The following is a 21,429-nucleotide window of genomic DNA, read 5'->3' as shown; positions in this document are numbered from 1 at the left end:
AATGAGCGAAGTAACCGTAGAAAATGAAACAAAAAACATCAATTTTGAAGAGAAAATCGAGAGTGCTAAAAAACTCTTAAACCAACTCATCGACCCACAAATTACCTTAAGTAATTCCGTAGAGGTCTATAAAAATGGCATCAAAGAGTTGCAAGAAGCACAAAAAATGCTCGATGATGCCAAACTTCAATTTGAAGAACTTAATAAATAATATCAGAATATTTGGAGCACAAAATGAACGAATTACATGAATATTTTAACCGACAGATAAAACTTTGGGGTGAAGAGGTACAAGACGCTTTGGCTTCTAAAAAGGTTGCTATTATTGGAAGTGGAGGGCTGGGTTGTACGTTGGCTATTGCGCTTGGGGCTTCGGGTATTGGGGAGTTTGCTTTTGTTGATTTTGACGAAGTAGGGGTACACAATATTCACAGACAAATTGGTTTTAAAGTCGGTGATGATGGCAAGTATAAAGCTGAAGTCTTAAAGGAGTTGGTTGAGTCACGTTGTCCTTATGTTAAAGTGACTGCCTACACAGAGAGTTTTGATGATTTTGCAGCACGAAATTTAGAGTTTGACTTAATCATTGATGCCACAGATAACTTGCCTACTCGTGCATCTATTAATGAATATTGCATGAAACGAAACCAACCTTGGATTTATGGAAGTGTGGAAGAGTTTCATGGTCAAGTCTGTTTTTTTGAACACGCCTCATATGAAGCGGTGTTTAAAATCAACGACAGAAAACCCAATGGAATTGCTTGTCCTATTGTTATGCACATAGGCTCTTTGCAAGCGAATTTGGCCATTCGATATTTAACAGGCTTAAGCGTGAAAAAAGATATTTTATATTACCTCAGTTTTAATGAAGAGGGTGAACTTATCTCTCAAAAATTTGGCTTACCCAAATAATAAGATACGCTTTCGTATCTTAGGGGTGTCATAAAAACACATTTATTTAATTCTTCTTTTTCCTCTGTATAAATCTAACATTTTTTTAAGTACTTTTTAGATAAAATATCCAAATTTTAAATACAATTATAGGGAACTTTAATGCCAAAAAGAGAAGACATAAAATCTATTTTACTTATCGGTTCTGGTCCAATTATTATTGGTCAAGCGTGTGAGTTTGACTATTCTGGAACACAAGCAACGAAAACGTTAAAAGAGTTAGGATACAGAGTTGTATTGATTAATTCAAATCCAGCAACAATTATGACTGATCCTGAGTTTGCAGATAAAACGTACATCGAGCCCATCACTGAAGAGGTGGTTGCTAAAATCATTGCACAAGAAAATATTGATGCTATTTTACCTACAATGGGTGGACAAACAGCACTGAATGTAGCAACATCAATGTACGAAAAAGGTATGTTAGAAGGCGTTAAATTTTTGGGGGCACACCCCGATGCGATTAATAAAGGTGAAGACAGACAGCTTTTTAAAGAAGCGATGATAAAAATAGGTATGGATTTACCTAAATCAAAATATGCGTATAACATGGACGATGCCATGCTAGCAGCAGAAGAGATTGGTTTCCCTCTGATCATTCGTGCTTCATTTACACTTGCAGGTGGAGGTTCTGGCGTTGCTTACAATATTGATGAGTATAAAGAATTGGCACAATCAGGACTTGACGCCAGCCCAATTTCTGAAATTTTAGTTGAAGAGTCTCTTTTGGGTTGGAAAGAGTACGAAATGGAAGTTATCCGAGACAGCAAAGATAACTGTATTATCGTATGTTCAATTGAAAACTTAGACCCAATGGGTGTACACACAGGCGATTCTATTACAATTGCGCCTGCTTTAACCCTGACAGACAAAGAGTATCAAAACATGAGAAATGCTTCGTTTGATATTTTAAGAGAGATTGGAGTGGACACCGGTGGTTCAAACGTACAATTCTCAATTAACCCAGAAACGGGAAGAATGATTGTTATTGAGATGAATCCAAGGGTTTCACGAAGTTCAGCTTTGGCTTCAAAAGCAACAGGATACCCCATTGCAAAAGTAGCAACGCTTTTAGCCGTTGGATTTACCTTAGATGAAATCACCAACGACATTACAGGAACAGCCGCCTCTTTTGAGCCAGTCATTGATTATATTGTTACAAAAATTCCACGATTTACATTTGAAAAATTCCCTAAAGCAAACTCTACGTTAACAACTTCTATGAAATCAGTAGGTGAAGTTATGGCAATGGGACGAACGTTTAATGAGTCTATTCAAAAAGCGCTCTGTTCTTTAGAAACAGGATTGATTGGTTTTGATAAAATGAAAGGCGATTTAGACTTTATTAAAAAAGAGATCAGACGACCCAATGACTCTCGACTTTTATATTTAATGCAAGGATACCGAGAAGGTCTTTCAAATGAAGATGTTTTTGAATTGTCAAAAATTGACCCTTGGTTTTTAACGAAATTCAGAGAAATTTATGACATTGAAACCTCTATGACAGAATCCATTTTAACCGATGAAAAGGCAATGAGAAATGCAAAAACCAATGGTTTCAGTGATAAGATGATTGCAACATTAATTGGGAAAACAGAAGAGGATGTTTATCAAGCCAGAAAAGCGTTAGATGTTGATTTTGAATACAACGAAGTCGATACGTGTGCGGCTGAATTTAAAGCCTTAACGCCTTACCTTTACTCAACAACCAATATCACACGGTTGCCAAAAGTAGCAAAACCCGTAAGCAGTGAGAAAAAAGTGATGATCATTGGTGGTGGACCAAACAGAATTGGACAAGGTATTGAGTTTGATTACTGTTGTGTACACGCCAGTTTTGCCTTAAATGAAATGGGTGTTAAAACCATCATGTATAACTGCAACCCAGAAACCGTATCAACGGATTATGATACTTCAGATATTTTATATTTTGAACCCATTGATTTTGAACACGTAAGAAGTGTTGTTGAAAAAGAGAATCCCGATGGTGTCATTGTTCACTTTGGAGGACAAACCCCTCTTAAACTTGCCAATGCATTAACAAAAATTGGTGCAAAAATTATTGGTACAACTGCAGAAGTGATTGATTTAGCTGAAGATAGAGAAAAATTCTCAAGCTTCGTAGAAAAAGCAGGATTGTTACAACCTGACAATGGTACAGCCGTTGAAGTAACACAAGCCATTGAAATTGCTGAGCGAATTGGTTACCCAGTATTGGTAAGACCATCGTTTGTCCTTGGTGGAAGAGGAATGAAAATTGTCTATTCAACCGATGAGTTAAAACAATACATGGATGAAGCGGTTTCAGTTTCAAACGATGCCCCTGTTTTAATTGACAAATTCTTAGACAGAGCCATTGAATTAGACGTAGATTGTATTTGTGATGGCAAAGAGGTTTATGTGGGTGGAATCATGCAACACATTGAAGAAGCGGGTATTCACTCTGGTGATTCTGCATGTTCATTGCCTCCTGTATCTATCAGTGAAGATTTGATTGCACAACTTGAAGTGAAAACAAAAAATATGGCTTTAGGTTTAGGTGTTGTTGGATTGATGAACGTTCAATATGCGATTCATAAAGGGGAAATCTATTTGATTGAAGTTAATCCAAGAGCTTCAAGAACGGTTCCTTTTGTGAGTAAAGCCACAGGTATGCCTTTGGCAAAAATTGCTACTCGTGTTATGTGGGGTGAATCACTCAGAGATGCTCTTGCTGTGTATGACAAAAATATTGTGTATGAAGGCAATGGTGTTTTAAAACCAAAATTAAAAAACCATGTTGCCGTTAAAGAAGCGGTTTTCCCATTTAATAAACTTTCAGGAGCAGATTTACTGTTGAGTCCTGAAATGAAATCAACGGGTGAAGTTATGGGAATTGCCTCAAACTTTGCCATTGCTTTTGCTAAATCTCAAAGTGCTGCTAAAAATGATTTACCAAGAGAAGGAAAAGTGTTTATCTCTTTATGTGATTTGGATAAAGAGTTTGGTCCAAAAATTGCAGGTGGTTTGGTTGAACAAGGTTTTACAATTGTATCAACGGGTGGTACACACAAAATCATCAGTGAAGCTGGAATTGCTTGTGAAAAAGTACTTAAAGTCAGTGAAGGGCGACCTAATATCACCGACCTTTTAACCAATGGAGAGATTGCTATGGCAATCAATACCAGTGATGGCAAAGAGCTTTCAAAAGATGATGGTAAAAATATCAGAAGAGCGGTATTAAGAATGAATGTACCATACTTTACCACTGTAGCTGCAGCTATTCCTTCTGTTGAAGCAATCAGAGAGTTAAAATCTGGAAATGTGGCCAATGTGAAAGCCATCCAAGATTTTTTAAATGATTGATGGACGCTTCAAAAGTTTATCTTGCACAAACGGACACGACAGTAGGCTTTTTATCTAAGAATGATAAAAAGCTCAGTGCCATTAAAAAAAGAGTTCCCCATCAAAAAATTCTTCAGGTTGTGGACTCTTTTAAAACACTCAACACATTAACGCGCGTACCAAAAGAGTTCAGAGCCAAAGTACGACGAGCAAAAAACAGCACCTTTATCTACCCCAATGGGAACTCTTATCGTGTGGTCAGTAAAGATTGTGCACACTATGAGTTTGTTAAAAAAATGAAAATTCTTTACTCTACGTCGGCCAATGAGACAAAAAAGGCGTTTCATTTCCCTTTTGCTTTTGAGCATGCAGATGTTGTTGTAGAAGATGCACGAGGACTTTATGAAGCCAAGTCTTCACATATAATTAAGTTGTCTTGTAATAGAATACAGAAGCTAAGGTAAAGCAATTGACGTACTGAATATTTCTTAATAGGATTTCATGGAATGTTTTTAAACAGAGAGAGAGAACTTTCGCAATTAGAGAATGACTTTTTAAAACCCACTTCCTCTTTTTTACTGCTTTTTGGACGAAGAAAAGTAGGAAAAACCTCTCTTTTAAAAGAGTACGTAAAAAATAAAGAGGTACTCTATTTCTCTTGTGTAGAACTTTTACCTAAAATTCTCTTTGAAAAATTCTCTTCTATTATTGCAGACACTTTTAATCAAAAACTCTCCCCTTCTCATAATTTTGTTGACTTCTTAGACTCCATTGATCAGTGTGAAATAAAAGATAAAACAGTCATTATTTTAGATGATTTTCAAAACTTAAGCAAAATAGAGAAAGAGGCTTTGCAAAATTTTTATCGGCTTTGGAACAAAAAATTAAGATATAAAAAGATACAGTTTATTCTCTCTTCTTGTGTCTGTTCAAGTTTGCCAGAAGATAAAAAAATATACGACAAATCCGATGCAAAACTCACGCTTAAATCGCTTGAATTTAAGAGCATAAAAGCGATTATTAAAGATGTTTCTAAAGATGACTTGATGTGCATTTATGCCTTATTTGGTACAAACATTAACTATTTGAAGCAATACGATACCCAAAAAGATTTTATGCGCAATGTAGAAGAGATTTTTTTTAACACAAAGAGTGAAATATTCAATGATGGCATCCACTTAATTAAAAACGAATTAAGTGAAATAGTAACGTACTCTTCAATCCTTTATGCCATTGCGTTAGGCAATAATAAAATAGGAGATATCGCATTGTGTTTGGGAGTTAAGTCATCCTATTTGACACGATATATTCAGAAGTTATTGGACTTAATGATTATCTCAAAAATTACACCAATTAATGATGACCCACATCACAGTAAATTTGGTCGATATGAGATTGAAGATAACTATTTGAAATTTTGGTTTGGGTATGTTTATCCGAATTTATCTTTAATCAATAAAGGGGAAGTGGATTTCACTGCCAATCTTTTACAAACAGATTTTATTGAACATATGGTTGTTCCTGTGTATAAGAACTATATTTATGATTTGCTCATTCAAAATCCAGAGAACTTTTTGAGTTATACTCCTTTAAAAATTGGACGATGGTGGAATAATAAAAACAAAGAGATTGATATTGTGGCGTATAACTCTTCACATATCACTTTTATGGAGTGCAAATGGAAAAGCAAAGAGAGCATCGCAGAGTCATACACTCTTTTAAAAGAGAAAGCAAACTTATTTAACACGGTCTTAAATAAAAATTATCTCATATTTCCCAAAATAGAAGAGAAAAGCAATAGGACAGATGATGGCAAATAAGGTTCGCATAAAAGATAAAAATAAGAACATCACAGAAGTTGAGATACGTGAAAATCTTGAACTTGAAATCAGCAGTGGAGATTATGTCTATATTGATGAATCCTTAAATCAATTAAAGTTAGAAATTATAGATAAAAATGATTTGAAAATAACTTTTTCAAATGGATTGGAACTGCTATTAAAAGAGATTACTGAGTTGATTTGCCACAATCCAACCCGTGATGAAATTGCACCACAATTTAACGACATGGAAATCATTAATTTGGTCACAACGAAGCTGGAGTTTTTACATGATAATTTATTTGACAATGGTTATTTAATTGCTGATCATGAGAGCTTTTTAACTGCACTAAAATCGGCTTCACCTGTACCCATTGAGCCAGTAGATATAGAAGCAATAAAAGCTTCCATTGATTTAATTGATGATAAAAATCAAACAGATTTAGAAATAATTGAACCAATCGTTGAAAAGCCTAAAAAACGATTGATATTGACAGCAACCATTCTTAAAAAACAGAGTGTTGAACTCTTAAGAGCCAATAAAATCATTAAACTTGTTGAAGAGAAAAAAGAGTCTATAACTTCTGAAAAGAGTTTTGATTTTAGAAAAGAGATTTTAGGTGAAGATACGCAAGAGTTATCTTCGGATAACTGGATAAAATCTAAAGAAAAAATCAAACAAAACGACACCTCTTTTGAATCATATACCAACAAAGATTTGACCGTGTTTATAGAGTCTGATGGTTAAATTTCATCTTAAAAAATAGCAAAAATAGAATAACTCTTCCAAAATAACTCTCTTGGGTAAAAAAAGCAGAGTTTTCGTTGTTTTTAAGCGTAAGTAAAAAATATTTTATATATAATTTCTACCTTTATGACCCTGTCGTCTAGAGGCCAAGGACGTCAAGATTTCCTCTTGAAGACGAATGTTCGAATCATTCTGGGGTCGCCAACTTTTTTATTCAAACAGACATCTTTACAATAACCATCTCTCTTTTCTAATCGTGTTAATTACTCATCTAAAAGTCGCTCTTGCATTTTGTTTATGGCAGCTTCAAACGGTTTTAAATCGAAGCCGTATTCGACTACTTTTTGTTTTGCAAATGTAATGCTGCTTTCATCAAAAGGTTTGACAATATTACATACGAGTTTAGAAATATACAGAATTTGAGCATGTTTTTGTATTTGAGGCAAAGCTTTTGCCGGTTCATCACTGAATTTAATGGAATGAATGATCGTTTGTGTTAAATTCCAGTGTTTAAAAATGGCTGAAGTTACTTCTGCCGTGGTCATGCCCACATACTCTTTTTCAATGTTTGAAATGCCATTAAAATGTGTGCTTATTTTTTGAGAAAACTCCTCTGTTTTATTTTCATCAACAATAGCATTGTTAATTAAAAATTTTCCACTCTCTTGCAAAAAGGCAGGAAGAATCAAATCATTTTTCAAATTGACATCAATTTTTCCTATCCAAAGAGAGATTAAATTTGACTGCATATTGGCAATTCGCAAAAAGGCATCACTGGTTGTTCCATAAGCATTTAAGTCACTCTCTAAAGCTTGTTTTATGCCACTTCCTAAGGCAATAGAGATGGTAAAGTTTACGCCTAAAAGACTGATTGCTCGACTTAAGGTGTCAACTTTGCTGACAAAACCAAACATGGCAGAGTTCGCAGTTTTTAAAATCGTTGAAACCATCAACGGATCTTGTTCAATGATTTTAGATAAATCAGTTGATTCAAAATTGTCGGTCTTTTTAAACTCCTCAATTTGAAGAAGGGTTTTAGGTAAAGGGGCTAATGTATCGACTCTTTTAAGCAGTTCAATGTAGGTCATAGGGAGCCTTAAATAATTTTTTCAGTGATTTTATCACAAATAGGGTTAATTCTCTGTCAAAGAATTTTGTGTGATGTCTTTAAGTGGTTTAATTAAATATTGTAAAATACTTTTTTTCCCTGTTAAAATATTTATATTCGCAACCATCCCTGGCAAAATAGGGGTATTGTCATCAAAGCCTAATTCATCGGCTTTGACTTTGATTGTATAGTATAAATTCCCCGCTTTATTTTCGGTACTATCAGGAGAAATAGAGATAACTTCTCCTTCTAAAAGTCCATATTTTGAGAAGTCATATGCTGTAATTTCAATAGAAACTTTTTGTCCACTCCAAATTTGAGCACGATCAGATGTTTTTATTTTTGCTTCTATAATGAGTTTGTCTTCTATGGGCGTAATTTCTGCAATAGTATCACCTGGTTTTATGATTCCATCCACAGTATTAAAATAGAGTCTATTGACAACCCCATTAACGGGACTGATAATAAACGTTCTTAACTCTCTGTCTTGGCTGGCTTTGTATTTTTCTTCAATTTGTTTAATATCCAGTTGAACTTCAGAGAGTTGTTTGAGGTTTTTAGACATGATTTCTGAGTTGACATTTTTTACTTTTTTTGATGCCTCTTGTATCTCTTGTTCGGTAATAGGAATGGAACTTCTGATCTCTTGAATTTCTGTTACAAGTTTTTGTTTTTTGGCAAGTTCTGTCAAATAGTTTTTTCGTGAAATAACATTTTTTCGTAAAAGTGCATCTTGAATTTGCATATTTTCATTTGACAGTTGCAGTTCAATTTCGAGGTTATGTGCTTTTGTGGTCAGCTCATCGAGTTTGAGTTTTTTTTGTTCCAATTGGTCTTGGGAAATTCCCAATAATCTTTTTTTATTGGCATTTTCCTCTTCAAAAATTTGAAGTTCATTTTGAATAATATCACCAATTTTTTCTTCAAACTCTTTTGGAAAAACCAATGTTTGGTTATCAATCAGTGCTTGAAGTCGCATTGATTTTGCTTTCAGTGCCATCATTTCAAGTTTTTGTGAGTTTAAATCGGCCAAGAAATATTCGTTTTTGATTTTATATAAAATATCCCCTTTTTTGACACTGTCTCCCTCTTTGACCAAAATTTCAGAGATAATTCCCCCCTCAAAGTGTTGCAGTACTTTGGTTTGACCAGAGGGAACGACTTTGCCTTCTCCCTTGACTACTTCATCAATTTTCATAAAAGTTGCCCAGAGAAAAAAGATAATCACAAAAGCCATAATAGGGTAAATGATAAGTTGATAATTCCAGTTTTCATCTTCGTAGTGTAATTTCATCTTATGCCTTTGGATTTCTTAATGCTTGTAAAACGGAATCTCTTGGACCATCTGCAACGATTTTCCCGTTGTTAATGACCAAAATTCTGTTGACCAACTCCAATGCGGCAAATCGGTGTGTGATTAAAAAGAGTGTTTTATCTTGGACAATGTATCGTAAATTTTCCATCAATTTTTTCTCTAATCCTACATCAAGCCCTGTTGTTGGTTCATCTAAAATTAAAATAGAGGGGTCACTGACAATGGCTCTGGCAAGGGCAACAAGATGGCGTTGTCCTGTACTTAAGTTTGAACCTCTCTCTCCTACTGGTATTCCATCGCCTTGACCACTTTTTTTAACCAATTCTTCAAGCCCCGTTAATGTAATGAGTTCCATCATCTTCTCTTTACTGATGGGTTTTGAAAGTTCTATGTTCTCTTTAAGTGTTCCATTAAATAAAAAAGGATCTTGGGGCATGACACCAATGTTTTGTCGTATTTCAACAGGATGCACCGTTGAGATATCGTGATTGTCGATAAAAATGCTTCCTTGTGTTGGGTGTAACAATCCCGTAATCAGTTTTAAAATGGTAGATTTACCGGCACCCGTTTGTCCAATAATACCAATTTTTTCACCGGCATTGATTTTGAAGCTGATATTATCTACAGAGGGATATTTTGAATTTTTAAAGAAATAAGAGACATTTTTAAATTCAATATTTCCTTGCAGTTTTCCCAAACCAACTTCAATGTTTTTTTCATTTTCTAAAGGCAGACTCCAAAAATCTTTCAAGTTGTTTAATGAGTCTTTGATCTCTTTAAATTTAATGACCATTCCCGAAATATTAATAACCGGAACCATTGCACGACTGGCAAGAATTGTCACCGCAATTAATCCCCCCACGGTTAAGTTTTTCTGTGAAATTTCAAAAACACCTACGACTACTACTAAAATCGTCGTCAGTTGAATTAAACTTTGTGAAGAGTTAAAGGCAAACGCATTGACACGTTGAATTTTAACTTGAATATTTTCAACATGTGCAATAATGTTTCTCCAATTAAAGAGTTTAGATGACATGGCATTTGAAAGTTTTACTGTATCGCTTCCTTGAATGGATTCAACCAAATAGTTCTGTTTGGATTGAATGTTCTCTAAATGCTTTTTACTTAAATTTGCAATGGGCCCTTGCAGCGTAAAGTTGATGATGACAATAAGCAAAGCAACGGTAAAAGGCACTAAAGCAACGGCAGGTGAAATACAAGCAATGGCAATGAGAGCAAAAATGAAAAAAGGAAAATCAATGACTTGAACAATTGATTTTGTGGCAAAAAAATCTCGTACGACAGCCAGTTCTCTGAAAAGGTTTGCTTTTGCACCGGTCATCAGGGTGTCATATTGTGATTGTAAACTCAATACTCTTTTCATGAGATCTTCTTCTAAATATAAGGAGAGTTTTTTCCCCGTTTTATCGATTATATGGTTTCTTACACTTTTGAAAATAAGCTCAAAGATTAAGGCAATAATCAGCCCAAAGCTGAGCACAAAAAGGGTTTCATAGGCTTCATTAGGCACAACTCGGTCATAAACAATTCGTGTATATAAAGGAACAAATAGGGCAAATAAGTTGATGAAAAAAGTTAAAATCCCCACTTCCACGTAGGATTTCCAAAACGATTTGACCGGTTCCCAAAACCACTGATTGTTGCTGAGTTTGTCCAGTAACTCTTTTTTTGACTCTTCTCTAAAGATTAAAATTGCTTGATTAAATTTTTTTAATTCATTTAAATCAATTTCAAATGCTTTTTTCTCAATAACATCATAAAGTTCTATCTTTTTATTGGCAATATTTCTTTGATAAATAACCGGATTACCATTTTCATCAAGAATGATACAGGGTAAAAAATGGTTGGGAATATTGTCGGCTGAAATCTCTTTTTTTAAAGAGATAAGTCCGATTTGTTCACACACTGTAAAAATAGAGTCTTCGTTGAATTTATCGGATTTAGTAGCATCTAAGGTTAAAATAGTATCAATTGTGACTTCACCATAGTAAAAATCTAACATGAATTTGAAATTGTAAAGCAGGGAAGTTTGATCCATTTTGTCTGTATTGCCTTGATTAAAGTTATATTATTATATTTAAATTTAACTTATAAAAAAATTATACTTTAAGTTGTTGTTATGTTTTGTTACTATAAAATGCACATTTATTATAATATTTAGGATTATATTCAATGTTTACACTCATCAAACGTTTACAAGAGCTGTTGGCCAAACTTAAGAAAAACAAAGGTCTTTGGTTCACAACTTTATCGGTTGTTTCAATCAGTGGTATATTTATTTGTATGTATGTTATTACAACAATGACAGATCGTGTTTCAAAAGAAGTTTATCAAAGTATGACAAGTAACTATGAACGACTCTTAAATGTAAAAATGGACAATAAAAAAACAGAGTTTGAAAAAATATTTGTGGGAATGAGACAAAACGGATGGCTTTTAAATGCCATTGAGACCAATAATACCATTGGAATGGAAGCGGTCAAAAACTTTGTTAATGAAGAGTTTGTTAAAAGTGGTTTTGTGGATTTAAGTATTGATATTATGAATGTTACCAATAAAGACAGAGTATTCAGAAACAGTATTAATACTGTTATTCGAACCAAAAGAGTACTTTTTGGAACAGAAGTTTTAAATGATGGTGTCTTTTTCGTTTATATCTACCCGCTTGAACGTGATGGTGCGGTTTATGGTGTATTAGAAATTAAAGAGTCCATTCACTCTTTACGAAATGATTTTGTTAAACAAGGAGGCGAATATGTCTTTTTACTCGATAAGAAGATGTTGCCTTTTATATCTTTAGAAGCAAAAACGGGAAAATATAAAGAGGTCAATCAAGAGTATACTTTAGAACAAGTTCGATATGACACTAAGTTTGCAGCTTCTATGGCGACAATGGAAGAGGGGACTTATCTCCAATTTTTAAAAGATAAATATACTATCGACCAAGGTTATTTTAAAATTGTCAAAAAAATTACTGACATCAATGGTGCGGATATTGGATTGATTATTGTAGGGGAGAGTACAGAAGTCAGTGGGGGATTTGTTAATATTGCAGACAATATGACCAATACCGTTACGACAGTTGCTTTAGGGTTGGTTATATCAATAATTTTATTTTTGTTTTAAGGTAGATTATGAGAAGAATAAAGATTTTAAAAGTCTATTTTATATTTTGGTTATTTATATTTTTCTTAGTATTTGCCAACTTTAAAATGTTTATCAGCTTTTTTATGGCGACACTGACTTTTAATATCGCTGTATTAACCGTATTGGCTATTGGTATGGTAATAGTGTATCATGCAGCATTCAGATTGACGATGCTAGCTGGAACTTTTGGTATTTTGGCATATAAAAAAGGGGATCAACTCATCTATTACCTCAATGGTATTGATAGAATTATGCCTGCAAATATTGCTCACATGTTTTATAAAAGAGCTAAAAACGGTGTTTTATATTTTACTCAAGATGAAGCAAAAGATGTAACTTCGTGGTTAGAAGAGAAGTTTGCTAATCAAAAAGTGTATGTTAACTTCTTTACGGCAACGGCTTTGATGATTGGACTTTTTGGTACATTTACGGGGTTACTTAAATCAATTGATGAGATGGGTGCGATTATTTTATCTTTGAGTGGGGATATAAATTTAGCCGAAGTTATTGCTGGGTTTGCTGGCCCTTTAAGTGGTATGGCTATTGGGTTTGGATCTTCATTATTTGGGGTTGCAACGGCGATTATTTTAAGTGTTAAAACCTATATTTTAAGTCGTAACCAAGAGTCTTTTATTGAAGATATTGAAGATTGGATGAAGGGTAAAATTATTGATACTCAATCTTCTGATGTCATTCAACAATTTAATGCCAGTGTGAGTGGAAATCAACTTCCTGCCGATCCTGCTCAAGCAGCTGCTGCGCAATCCTCTTCTGCCATTAATATGCTCTCTACAGGTAAATTTATCAATCTTTTTACTGATTTAAAAGAGGAGTTTAAAAGAAGTGCTGAAGGCAATGAAGTTGCGTATAAAATGTTGTCTGAAAATTTAGATACTTCAAGTAAAGCAGCCAACAATCAAATTGCTCTGTTAGAAAATGTAGTTAACTCAATTAAAGAGTTAAACATCAACCAATTTTCCAATACCAATACGCTGGATGAATCAATTCAAAGTTTAGCCAATATTGCAACAAGTCAAAATAAAGCAACCAAACAGTTGCTCGATTTGCAAAAACAAAATCAAGATATGATGCAAACTTTCGTTGAAACTTTTGACAAAAGATTAAGCAACATTGAAAACGATTTAAGAAAGTAGTTTTATGGCAAAAAGATGTAATGAAGAGTTTAATCCTTGGCCACCCTTTGTTGATATTTTCTCTTCTGTAATTTTGGTTTTACTTCTGTTTTTGCTTATTACCATCGTAAATATTGGGTATTACGCGCAATTTAAATTTAAAGTTTCCTATACAGGAACTGTGGCAACAGATCAATTGATATTAAGCCAAGAGCCAAATCAAGTACAAAAAGACACCTCAGATGCTGTTGTTGAACCAGAAGTGAAAAAAGAGGTGGGAGATATAGAGAGTGCCGGGAAAGACTTCAGTCGAATCTATGAAGATGAAAACAGTAAACAAGCGACCATTGAAGCCGATGATTATCTTATATTAAATTTTGGTGGAAATGAAATTAAATTGGATAACCCTACTATTTTAAAAGTTAAAGCGTTTATCAATAGCATGAAAGCGAAGTATCCAAGACACATTGTAAAAATCAGTGCCATTGACCCCACAAATCAAGTCAGTGCTACAGTGATGAAACAAATATCTTTAGCAAGAACCATCAATGCACGTAATTTAATTCGACAATTAAATTATGATATTAAAGATGTTCAAGTTGATTTGTTACGACCCAACAGCACGAACATACAAAATGAAAATGAGTTTGGTTATCTGATTATTAGGATTGTAAAAAAATAATGATGAAGCAAAATATGATTAAAATTTTATGTATTTTTCAGTTACTCTTTTTTTATGGGATAAGTGCAGAAACTGCGGTTCAAGCAACTGATACTCAAAACGAAGAAAAAGCTTCTTCTGTTGTTGAAAAAGACCCAAAAACATATATTCAAGAGACAAAAGGCTCTAATCTGATTGATGGAATTTATACGGGGAATATTGGAACCATCACACCAACGGTTAAAGTCAAATCCAAAAAAGTATTTGGTGCAGATAATGAAATAGATATCAAAGATTATGCCAAAGTAACACTGCTTGATGTTATTTTAGAGACGGTATCTCAAAATTACAACATTAAAATTGCACGAGAAAAAGTACGACAAGCCAAATTGACACTGGATGATGCTTACGCAGGGTATAAGCCAACGGTTGATATGGAATATAAGTTTGGAAATACAAAAGTATCACCGGGTGATGCGGGTGCTGATAAAGGGAAAAATCGATATCAAGATGAGACTTTAAAAATACTCATCAAACAAAATTTGTATGCAGGTGGTGCCACACAGAATAAAATTGATGGTTTGAAAAAAAGTCTAGAAGTTGCTAAAAATCGATATGAATTGGCAATTTCTAAAGAGATTCAAAATGCCATTAATGCTTATTTTGGCGTCGTTTTTTCCTATCAATCTCTTTATGCAACAAGAATCAACATGGAGATGTTGCAAAAGATTTTAGAGATTGTCACCACCAAATATGATTTAGGTGCTGCTTCACTTGGAGATATCAGTTCAATTAAAGCCAGTGTTTCAAATGCTCAATCAAAACTTTCAAAAACTAACTCTAAATTTGTTGAAGCAATAAAATATTATGAGTATGTGGCTGGAGAAGATTTCAAATATACTTTGCCATATGAATATGAGTTTACTTTAGAACTTCAACCTTTAGAAGAGGTTCTAAAAATTGCTAATGAACGTAATCTCAATGTTGTCAGTTATCTGCTTACACTTGAAACTGAAAAGTATAAACTCAAAAGTGCAGAATCTGCATTTAAACCAAAAGTTGATTTGGAATTTACACATACGAGAATTTATGATAAAGATATTGCGCCAGAAGATTTTTACCGACAAAATAAAAATGAAGCTTATGTTAAAGTGACCTACAATTTGTACAATGGAGATAAAGACTCGAACGCATTGCTCTCAAGTTACAGTACTATTCGAGAAAATAAGTATAAGACGGAAGAAGAAAGAAGAAAAGTGAAGTGGATCATCTCTAACTTACATCAATCGTTAAATGCTTTAGAGAGTTCAATCCGAAGTACCAAAGAAGAAGTTCAATCTTCGCAGCTTACTGTTGAATCGTATTGGGAAACGTTTAAAAACGGTGAACAAGATTTACAAACACTGCTTACAGCACAACGACAGCTCAATTCCGCACAAGTTTCACTGATTGAATCTTATCAAAACAGATTAAATGACTATTTTAAAATGCTTTTTGAATCCGGACAATTGGTCGAGCATTTTGATTTAGATCCAACCAAAGATACCTTTATTGATTTTAGACCAAGCCATTATAATAAAAAGAATGCCCATACACAAGAGGACATTGATTTAATAGCTTTGGCTTCTGTATTTAAAAAAGATGAAAAGAGTGATGAAATCAAACAATCTGATACCATTGAAGATATTTTACTCTTTAAAGATAAGTTTTTAGACACCAATGATGACTATTTTACACTCTATATTGGTGAGTTTGATACGATGTATGATACGTTTGCATTTATTAAAAATCATAAGCTCTCTAAACAAGCATTTATGGTGGATATTTTAAATGATTATAAACTTAAAAATATTATGGCGTATGGAATTTATGACAATCAAGATGAAGCGAATGCTGTTTTAACACAACTGCCAAAGATGGACAATAAAGAGTATAAGGTCGTTTCAATTAAAGAGATTAAAGAGTATTATAAAACATTTATTGATGGTTTTGATGAATTACGACCAAAAGAGTTTGTAGAGACAACCACCATTAAAATGGCACCAAAACCACCAAAACCATACTTTACCAATAAGGCATTTAAAGAGCAATTTATTCAAGCCAGACCAGACAGTTATACTATCAATGTTGTAACCTTTGCAAAACTGGATGATGCAATTCAATTGGTTAATAAAGAGAACATATATGACAAATCGTTGATTTTCAGATATGGCACAAATGCAGAGTGGATTAAAGTCGTATATGGCGTGTTTGAAACATACGATGAAGCTAAAGCGGCAATGTCTCAACTCTCTTATGACACCAGAGATAAATATTTCCCAGTCATTGAGTTTATCAAAGACAAACAAGAGTTATTTGAAAAATATAAAATCTTAGAGTTGGGAGTACCTGAAACGTATACAGATAAAGTGGAGTATGAAACGGTTTCTAAAAAGACAACCACGCAACTAAGAGAGTTAAAACCAAAAGCCAAAAAAACAGAAAAAAAAGAGGAAGTAAAACCTAAAAAAGAGATGCAAAAAGAGCTTCCTGAATCTGTTAATGAAGAAGTCAAGAAGCCTCTTGCGGTAGAAGCCACTTCTCAAACAAAAAAAAGAACGCTTCCTACTAATGCTCAAGCACCAACTGAAGTTCATTTTGAACAGAACAATGAAGCCACAGATGACGTAATTAAAGAAGAGAAATTATGAAAATTAATTTAACCTACAATGTAAAACTCTTGCTTTTAGAAGTTTTATTTATTGCTTTAATTGCGGGCATATTTTTTTATAATTATGATAAAAAGGTCAAACAAACACGGGCCGAATTTTTTACTCAACTTAACAGTAAAATGGAGTTTGTTTTAGGTAATTTAGAGAGTAAAATATTAACCAACAGTTATGAAACGACTTCTGATGTACTTAAAGGGGTGCTTAATACGCTTAATTTAAATAAAATACAAATTCGATATAAAACACTTTTTTTCTCCAAAGAGAGTTTGATTAAAAACTCAAGTTATCCACAATATCTGGATTGGAGTGCCAGTGATATTACCACTGATGTTAAAAATGGTTATGTATTACTTCAAAACAATAATATGTACCAGTTTTTTAATACGACCTCTGTCGATTTACAAAAAAGCATTAAATTTAAATTTCTGTTATCAAAAAATAGAAGCATACTCAATACCAGTTCTGATTTAAACTTCTATTATGCCGTAGAAAAAGATATAAATGTGAGTCAAAATAAGGAGCAAAACAGATTTAAACGAGATCTCTATTTTTTAGGACAACCGTTTGCCTCTTGTGAATACAGTGTTGATGTACAACCTTTGCTTGAATCCTTAGATTCTATTCAACAACAATATCTTAAAGGGCTGATTTATACACTCTTAACGGTCATCTTTTTTACCCTTTTGATTTATCTGGTTTTTATTAAAAAAATGTTGTTGGATCCTATTGTTTCATTTAAAAAATCAATGAACGATGCGTTAGAAAATAACTTTATGCACAAAATTGATAAAAAAGTTGGTCAAAAAGATGTGGATGATGCTTTTGTATTGCTCAATAAAATTTTGCACAAATATATTGGTGTGGTCAATGAACTTAATATCAATAAAGGCATATTAGAGCGAAAAGTTTTTACCGATGACTTAACAGGTTTACCCAATCAAAAAGTGTTTGAACTTGATTTGAAAAATATGTTTATTGTGGGGGCTGATGGTTTTGTGGGTTCCATAAAACTTGAATCGTTGGGAAATTTCACCAAAGAGTTTGGTTCGGCTTTGGCCAATCACTTAATTGAAGAGTTTACGCATGTGGTTCAAAATAAGTTTTATGAGATGAATCTGATTGAAGCAACGTTGTACCGTTTTTTTGGTTCCGAATTTGCCATTATTTTAAAAAATGAAAAAGAGCCAGAACTGCTTGAATTTGCTCAAAGTTTGAAAACAGAGCTTGAAGAGTTGGCATTAAGATATGAAATTAAAAGTGATTTGGCCTATTTCAGTTTTGTACCTTTTGACAAATATGGTACGATTGATTCTATTTTACACGCATCCAGTGATGCTTACGCAATAGCTAAAACAAAAGAAAAGATTTATCACATTGTAAGTCCGTCAGAAGTATTGGATAAATTCCAGTTCTTAGAAGAGAATGTTCGAGAAATTATTCAAAGCAATTCATATGAAGTGACTTATGGCTTTGAAACACGAACACTCAATGAAAGTCATACTGTCATTATGAAAGAAGCGATGCCGATTTTATATGATAAAAACAAAGAGAAATTCTCCATTGGTGTATTTATATCTGTTGCAGAGAAAATCAACATGGCAGTACAGTTTGATAAAGGCATCATTGAAACGGTGGTAAAATTTATTCAAAGCAATGCCATTGATTATCACATTGCGATTAATCTTTCCATGTTTTCTTTAAAAGATAAAGAGTTTATCAATTGGTTGCATTCGCTGTTTTTATACCATCAAGATGTTTCAAAATATTTGGTTTTCAGTATGACCTCTTACAATGCATCTACAAATGTAGAAGTTTTTAAAGAGTTTATAAACGAAATTCATCGATTTGGTTCAAAAATCATTCTAAAACGATTCAGTTCAAACGATTTCTCCATTGACCAATTGGAAGAGTTGAATTTAGATTATTTAAGAATCAACAAAGATTATACCACCACAATCTCTAAAGACAGAGATAAAAAACATTTCTTGAGAACGGTGATAAATTTTGGTCAATCAAATGATATTATTGTTATTGGTGACAGCATTAAAGATGAAAAAGATATAGAAATTTGTTCAAGCATTGGTTTAGATGCCATCAGTAATTATTAGAGGTGAATGATGAAAAAATTGTACTATTGGTTTAATGTATTGCTGACGATACTGATTTTTTCAGGGTGTGCCAGTAAAGAGTTTCAAACAGAAAAATATTTTGAGGCATTTACAAAAGACGATATTTTAGAAGCTGGAAAGTTGGCATTTTTAGTTGAGCCTAAAAAAGAGTTTGTTATTGATTCGTATCGAAACAGACTGGAAGTTACACGAATTGGTTTAATTTATAACACATTGCAACATGAAGATTTTATTTTAAATGTGGAAGAAGATGAGTGTGGAACAAAAGCAACATTGAACATTACAGGCAGTTTTGGTGTTGATAAACTTTTGGTGCACGATTTGTTTGAATCGGAACACAAATTTTTTTGGGAAAAGGTCAATTTCTTTTTAAATCGTAAAAAAGAGTTGATTGTAGATGACAAACAGTACTCAAGACAAGCCAATCAATTTGGCTCTTTTTCAATGGGGTTAAGGGCCGTTGAAACCCACAGAATAATCACACCACAAAAAGATTTAAGCAAATGCGTGATTAAAAATGAGTTTGAAAAAGGTGTGATTAAAGAGAGTAAAAGTGCAGTAGGTGGAATAGAAAATGAAAATTTATAAAATACTGTTTTTACAACTTATTTTTTTAGGGACTCTTTTTGCTGCTCCTTTTGATGATGCAACGCAATTGTATGCCAATAAAGAGTATAAAAAAGCCTATTCCATTTTTTTAAAATTAGCAGAAGCGGGCGATACTAAGGCTCAATATGACCTTTCACTTCTGTATCAAAATGGTTTCGGTACAGAAAAAAATCTTTTTCAGAGTTTTTATTGGCTCAAGCAAGCTGCTGAGGGGAAAAATCCCAAAGCATTAAATAATTTAGCCTTTCACTATGAACATGGTTTGGGTACAGATAAAAACAAAAAAGAGGCCATGAAACTCTATAGAGAAGCAGCAAATTTAGATTATCCGATTGCTCAATTTAATTTGGCCATGTTGTATGAGAATTTTGAATTAAACAAAGAGATGCAAACAAAAGCATTTACTTTATATGAAAAAGCAGCCAAAAGAGGTTTTATCCCTGCGCAAAACAATTTGGCACGATTGTACTATTTTGGAATGGGAACACCCAAAGATTTAGAAAAAGCCTTTTATTGGTATGAAAAAGCTGCCAATGGCAATGATGATGTCGCACAATTTAACCTAGCACTGCTTTATTACAGTGGCGAGGGAACAACACGAGACTATGATAAAACGCTTGAGTGGTTAGAAAAATCAGCGCGACAAGGGAACAAATTTGCCCAAACACAATTAGCAGATATGTACAGAACAGGTGAATTGATAAAACAGAGTTATGAAGAGGCCTTTTTTTGGTATTTTGAAGCGGCTGCGAATGAATATGGGAAAGCACAATACTATGTTGGACTTTTCTATTTTGAAGGGTATGGGGTAGAAAAAGACAGAGAAAAAGGTCTTTTTTGGATGTTAAAATCCAAAGAAAATGGGTATGTATTTGCGAAAACTTTTTTAGACAGACAAGCTGAAAAGAGATAGATTTTTTCTTGAATAACTTACTGATTGACACGGGCTTTAATGGCTTAAAGAAGTTTAAGTTTGGTTATTGTTTATACAATAAAAATGATATTTATGTAGGCAAATCAATTGAGTTGTATGGGGAGTATTGTAAAGGAGAAACCGACCTTTTTGCACAAATTTGTAAAAGAGATGACGTGGTCATTGAAGTGGGTGCTAATATAGGTACACACACCGTTGCTTTAGCGCAAATGGTAGGAGAAAAAGGCCTTGTATATGCCTTTGAACCTCAAAGAGTTGTTTTTCAAACCTTGTGTGCGAATTTGGCTTTAAACTCTCTTGCAAACACCTATGCGTATTCGTATGCCATAGGGAATAAAAATGGCAAAATTTGCATTCCCAAACTCGATTACAACAGAAAAAATAATTTTGGTGGTATTGGTTTAGAAAATGTTCAAAGTGATGAAACCGTTGAGATAAAAACGCTCGATTCGTTTTTGGAAATAAAGAGACTTAAGCTTCTGAAAATTGATGTTGTAGGTATGGAACTGGATGTTTTAAAAGGGGCTAAAAGTACAATAATAACACACCATCCCATCATTTATGTTGAGAACGGTCGCCTAGAAAAATCACAAGAATTAATCGAGTATTTATGGAGTATGGAGTATGAACTTTATTGGCATACTCCTGCTTTATTCAACCTCAATAACTATTACAAAAACAAAGAGAATGTCATTGGAAATTTTATTGCTATTAATATGCTTTGTATTCCTAAAAAATCTTCTATACAAGTTCTGGATTTAGAAAAAATCACGCACAGTTTAGCTCATCCCAAACGATAAATTTTTTTTCTTAAAAAT

17 protein-coding genes and 1 tRNA gene are annotated in these 21,429 nt (G+C 33.4%); 15 read left to right on the top strand and 3 right to left on the bottom strand.

What is annotated here, in order from left to right; all coding sequences use genetic code 11:
• Window position 1 precedes the first annotated feature (1 nt).
• The 7 genes from xseB (at window position 2) to ACNI3C_RS11495 (ending at window position 7,047) form a co-directional block, all read left to right on the top strand.
• Window positions 2-211, top strand: coding sequence for an exodeoxyribonuclease VII small subunit (xseB, locus tag ACNI3C_RS11525; protein WP_419769951.1), 210 nt, complete (start codon window positions 2-4; stop codon window positions 209-211).
• Window positions 212-234: 23 nt separating this feature from the next.
• A complete protein-coding gene (locus ACNI3C_RS11520; RefSeq protein ID WP_419769950.1) occupies window positions 235-912 on the top strand; it encodes a HesA/MoeB/ThiF family protein in 678 nt (225 codons plus the stop codon).
• Between the two features lie 141 nt (window positions 913-1,053).
• Window positions 1,054-4,296, top strand: coding sequence for a carbamoyl-phosphate synthase large subunit (gene carB / locus ACNI3C_RS11515; protein ID WP_419769949.1), 3,243 nt, complete (start codon window positions 1,054-1,056; stop codon window positions 4,294-4,296).
• Entirely contained in the window at window positions 4,296-4,739 is a 444-nt protein-coding gene (locus ACNI3C_RS11510) for a Sua5 YciO YrdC YwlC family protein (RefSeq protein WP_419769948.1), read from the top strand. The genes carB and ACNI3C_RS11510 overlap by 1 nt, the downstream gene beginning before the upstream one ends.
• Before the next feature lie 42 nt (window positions 4,740-4,781).
• Window positions 4,782-6,095 (top strand): ATP-binding protein, encoded by a 1,314-nt coding sequence (locus ACNI3C_RS11505; RefSeq protein WP_419769947.1) that lies wholly within the window; start codon window positions 4,782-4,784, stop codon window positions 6,093-6,095.
• The gene (locus ACNI3C_RS11500; protein WP_419769946.1) at window positions 6,085-6,843 is read left to right on the top strand and encodes a hypothetical protein; all 759 of its coding nucleotides are present in this window, start codon (window positions 6,085-6,087) and stop codon (window positions 6,841-6,843) included. Before ACNI3C_RS11505 ends, ACNI3C_RS11500 begins: the two co-directional genes overlap by 11 nt.
• 128 nt (window positions 6,844-6,971) lie before the next feature.
• Window positions 6,972-7,047, top strand: a tRNA-Glu gene (locus ACNI3C_RS11495).
• Between the two features lie 59 nt (window positions 7,048-7,106).
• Here ACNI3C_RS11495 and ACNI3C_RS11490 read toward each other — a convergent pair.
• From ACNI3C_RS11490 to ACNI3C_RS11480, 3 genes are read right to left on the bottom strand one after another with little or no spacing between them, the layout of a single operon-like run.
• Window positions 7,107-7,931 carry an HDOD domain-containing protein gene (locus tag ACNI3C_RS11490; protein ID WP_419769945.1) on the bottom strand — a complete coding sequence of 275 codons (825 nt, stop codon included), beginning with the start codon at window positions 7,929-7,931 and terminating at the stop codon, window positions 7,107-7,109.
• A gap of 45 nt (window positions 7,932-7,976) precedes the next feature.
• Window positions 7,977-9,245: an HlyD family type I secretion periplasmic adaptor subunit gene (locus ACNI3C_RS11485; RefSeq protein ID WP_419769944.1), complete on the bottom strand. Its 1,269-nt coding sequence runs from the start codon at window positions 9,243-9,245 to the stop codon at window positions 7,977-7,979.
• Window position 9,246: 1 nt separating this feature from the next.
• Window positions 9,247-11,325, bottom strand: a complete 2,079-nt coding sequence (locus ACNI3C_RS11480) for a type I secretion system permease/ATPase (RefSeq protein WP_419769943.1) — start codon at window positions 11,323-11,325, stop codon at window positions 9,247-9,249.
• A 134-nt stretch (window positions 11,326-11,459) separates the two neighbouring features.
• Here ACNI3C_RS11480 and ACNI3C_RS11475 point away from each other — a divergent pair, with 134 nt between their 5' ends.
• Genes ACNI3C_RS11475 through ACNI3C_RS11440 form a run of 8 tightly spaced genes read left to right on the top strand, consistent with a single transcriptional unit; the run spans window position 11,460 to window position 21,411 of the window.
• The gene (locus ACNI3C_RS11475) at window positions 11,460-12,413 is read left to right on the top strand and encodes a hypothetical protein (RefSeq protein ID WP_419769942.1); all 954 of its coding nucleotides are present in this window, start codon (window positions 11,460-11,462) and stop codon (window positions 12,411-12,413) included.
• 8 nt (window positions 12,414-12,421) lie between these two features.
• Window positions 12,422-13,588, top strand: a complete 1,167-nt coding sequence (locus ACNI3C_RS11470) for a hypothetical protein (protein WP_419769941.1) — start codon at window positions 12,422-12,424, stop codon at window positions 13,586-13,588.
• Window positions 13,589-13,592: 4 nt separating this feature from the next.
• Window positions 13,593-14,249, top strand: coding sequence for a hypothetical protein (locus tag ACNI3C_RS11465; RefSeq protein ID WP_419769940.1), 657 nt, complete (start codon window positions 13,593-13,595; stop codon window positions 14,247-14,249).
• A complete protein-coding gene (locus ACNI3C_RS11460) occupies window positions 14,249-16,918 on the top strand; it encodes a TolC family protein (RefSeq protein WP_419769939.1) in 2,670 nt (889 codons plus the stop codon). The genes ACNI3C_RS11465 and ACNI3C_RS11460 overlap by 1 nt, the downstream gene beginning before the upstream one ends.
• Window positions 16,915-19,047 carry an EAL domain-containing protein gene (locus ACNI3C_RS11455; protein ID WP_419769938.1) on the top strand — a complete coding sequence of 711 codons (2,133 nt, stop codon included), beginning with the start codon at window positions 16,915-16,917 and terminating at the stop codon, window positions 19,045-19,047. Before ACNI3C_RS11460 ends, ACNI3C_RS11455 begins: the two co-directional genes overlap by 4 nt.
• Before the next feature lie 9 nt (window positions 19,048-19,056).
• A complete protein-coding gene (locus ACNI3C_RS11450; RefSeq protein WP_419769937.1) occupies window positions 19,057-19,656 on the top strand; it encodes a hypothetical protein in 600 nt (199 codons plus the stop codon).
• Complete coding sequence (locus tag ACNI3C_RS11445; protein ID WP_419769936.1) at window positions 19,643-20,590, top strand: tetratricopeptide repeat protein; 948 nt, start codon at window positions 19,643-19,645, stop codon at window positions 20,588-20,590. The genes ACNI3C_RS11450 and ACNI3C_RS11445 overlap by 14 nt, the downstream gene beginning before the upstream one ends.
• Window positions 20,591-20,598: 8 nt before the next feature.
• Window positions 20,599-21,411: an FkbM family methyltransferase gene (locus ACNI3C_RS11440; RefSeq protein WP_419769935.1), complete on the top strand. Its 813-nt coding sequence runs from the start codon at window positions 20,599-20,601 to the stop codon at window positions 21,409-21,411.
• Window positions 21,412-21,429: the final 18 nt, after the last annotated feature.

The organism is Marinarcus sediminis (SeqCode) (assembly GCF_048571275.1).
Lineage (GTDB): Bacteria > Campylobacterota > Campylobacteria > Campylobacterales > Arcobacteraceae > Marinarcus > Marinarcus sediminis.
The sequence above is the reverse complement of the archived record's forward strand: the minus strand, read 5'-3'. Positions and strand labels throughout refer to the sequence as shown.

What these genes read in the sequence shown, in the direction of transcription:
- xseB (WP_419769951.1), top strand. Translation starts at nt 2, where the DNA reads ATGAGCGAAGTAACCGTAGAAAATGAAACAAAAAACATCAATTTTGAA.
- ACNI3C_RS11520 (WP_419769950.1), top strand. Translation starts at nt 235, where the DNA reads ATGAACGAATTACATGAATATTTTAACCGACAGATAAAACTTTGGGGT.
- carB (WP_419769949.1), top strand. Translation starts at nt 1,054, where the DNA reads ATGCCAAAAAGAGAAGACATAAAATCTATTTTACTTATCGGTTCTGGT.
- ACNI3C_RS11510 (WP_419769948.1), top strand. Translation starts at nt 4,296, where the DNA reads ATGGACGCTTCAAAAGTTTATCTTGCACAAACGGACACGACAGTAGGC.
- ACNI3C_RS11505 (WP_419769947.1), top strand. Translation starts at nt 4,782, where the DNA reads ATGTTTTTAAACAGAGAGAGAGAACTTTCGCAATTAGAGAATGACTTT.
- ACNI3C_RS11500 (WP_419769946.1), top strand. Translation starts at nt 6,085, where the DNA reads ATGGCAAATAAGGTTCGCATAAAAGATAAAAATAAGAACATCACAGAA.
- ACNI3C_RS11490 (WP_419769945.1), bottom strand. Translation starts at nt 7,931, where the DNA reads ATGACCTACATTGAACTGCTTAAAAGAGTCGATACATTAGCCCCTTTA.
- ACNI3C_RS11485 (WP_419769944.1), bottom strand. Translation starts at nt 9,245, where the DNA reads ATGAAATTACACTACGAAGATGAAAACTGGAATTATCAACTTATCATT.
- ACNI3C_RS11480 (WP_419769943.1), bottom strand. Translation starts at nt 11,325, where the DNA reads ATGGATCAAACTTCCCTGCTTTACAATTTCAAATTCATGTTAGATTTT.
- ACNI3C_RS11475 (WP_419769942.1), top strand. Translation starts at nt 11,460, where the DNA reads ATGTTTACACTCATCAAACGTTTACAAGAGCTGTTGGCCAAACTTAAG.
- ACNI3C_RS11470 (WP_419769941.1), top strand. Translation starts at nt 12,422, where the DNA reads ATGAGAAGAATAAAGATTTTAAAAGTCTATTTTATATTTTGGTTATTT.
- ACNI3C_RS11465 (WP_419769940.1), top strand. Translation starts at nt 13,593, where the DNA reads ATGGCAAAAAGATGTAATGAAGAGTTTAATCCTTGGCCACCCTTTGTT.
- ACNI3C_RS11460 (WP_419769939.1), top strand. Translation starts at nt 14,249, where the DNA reads ATGATGAAGCAAAATATGATTAAAATTTTATGTATTTTTCAGTTACTC.
- ACNI3C_RS11455 (WP_419769938.1), top strand. Translation starts at nt 16,915, where the DNA reads ATGAAAATTAATTTAACCTACAATGTAAAACTCTTGCTTTTAGAAGTT.
- ACNI3C_RS11450 (WP_419769937.1), top strand. Translation starts at nt 19,057, where the DNA reads ATGAAAAAATTGTACTATTGGTTTAATGTATTGCTGACGATACTGATT.
- ACNI3C_RS11445 (WP_419769936.1), top strand. Translation starts at nt 19,643, where the DNA reads ATGAAAATTTATAAAATACTGTTTTTACAACTTATTTTTTTAGGGACT.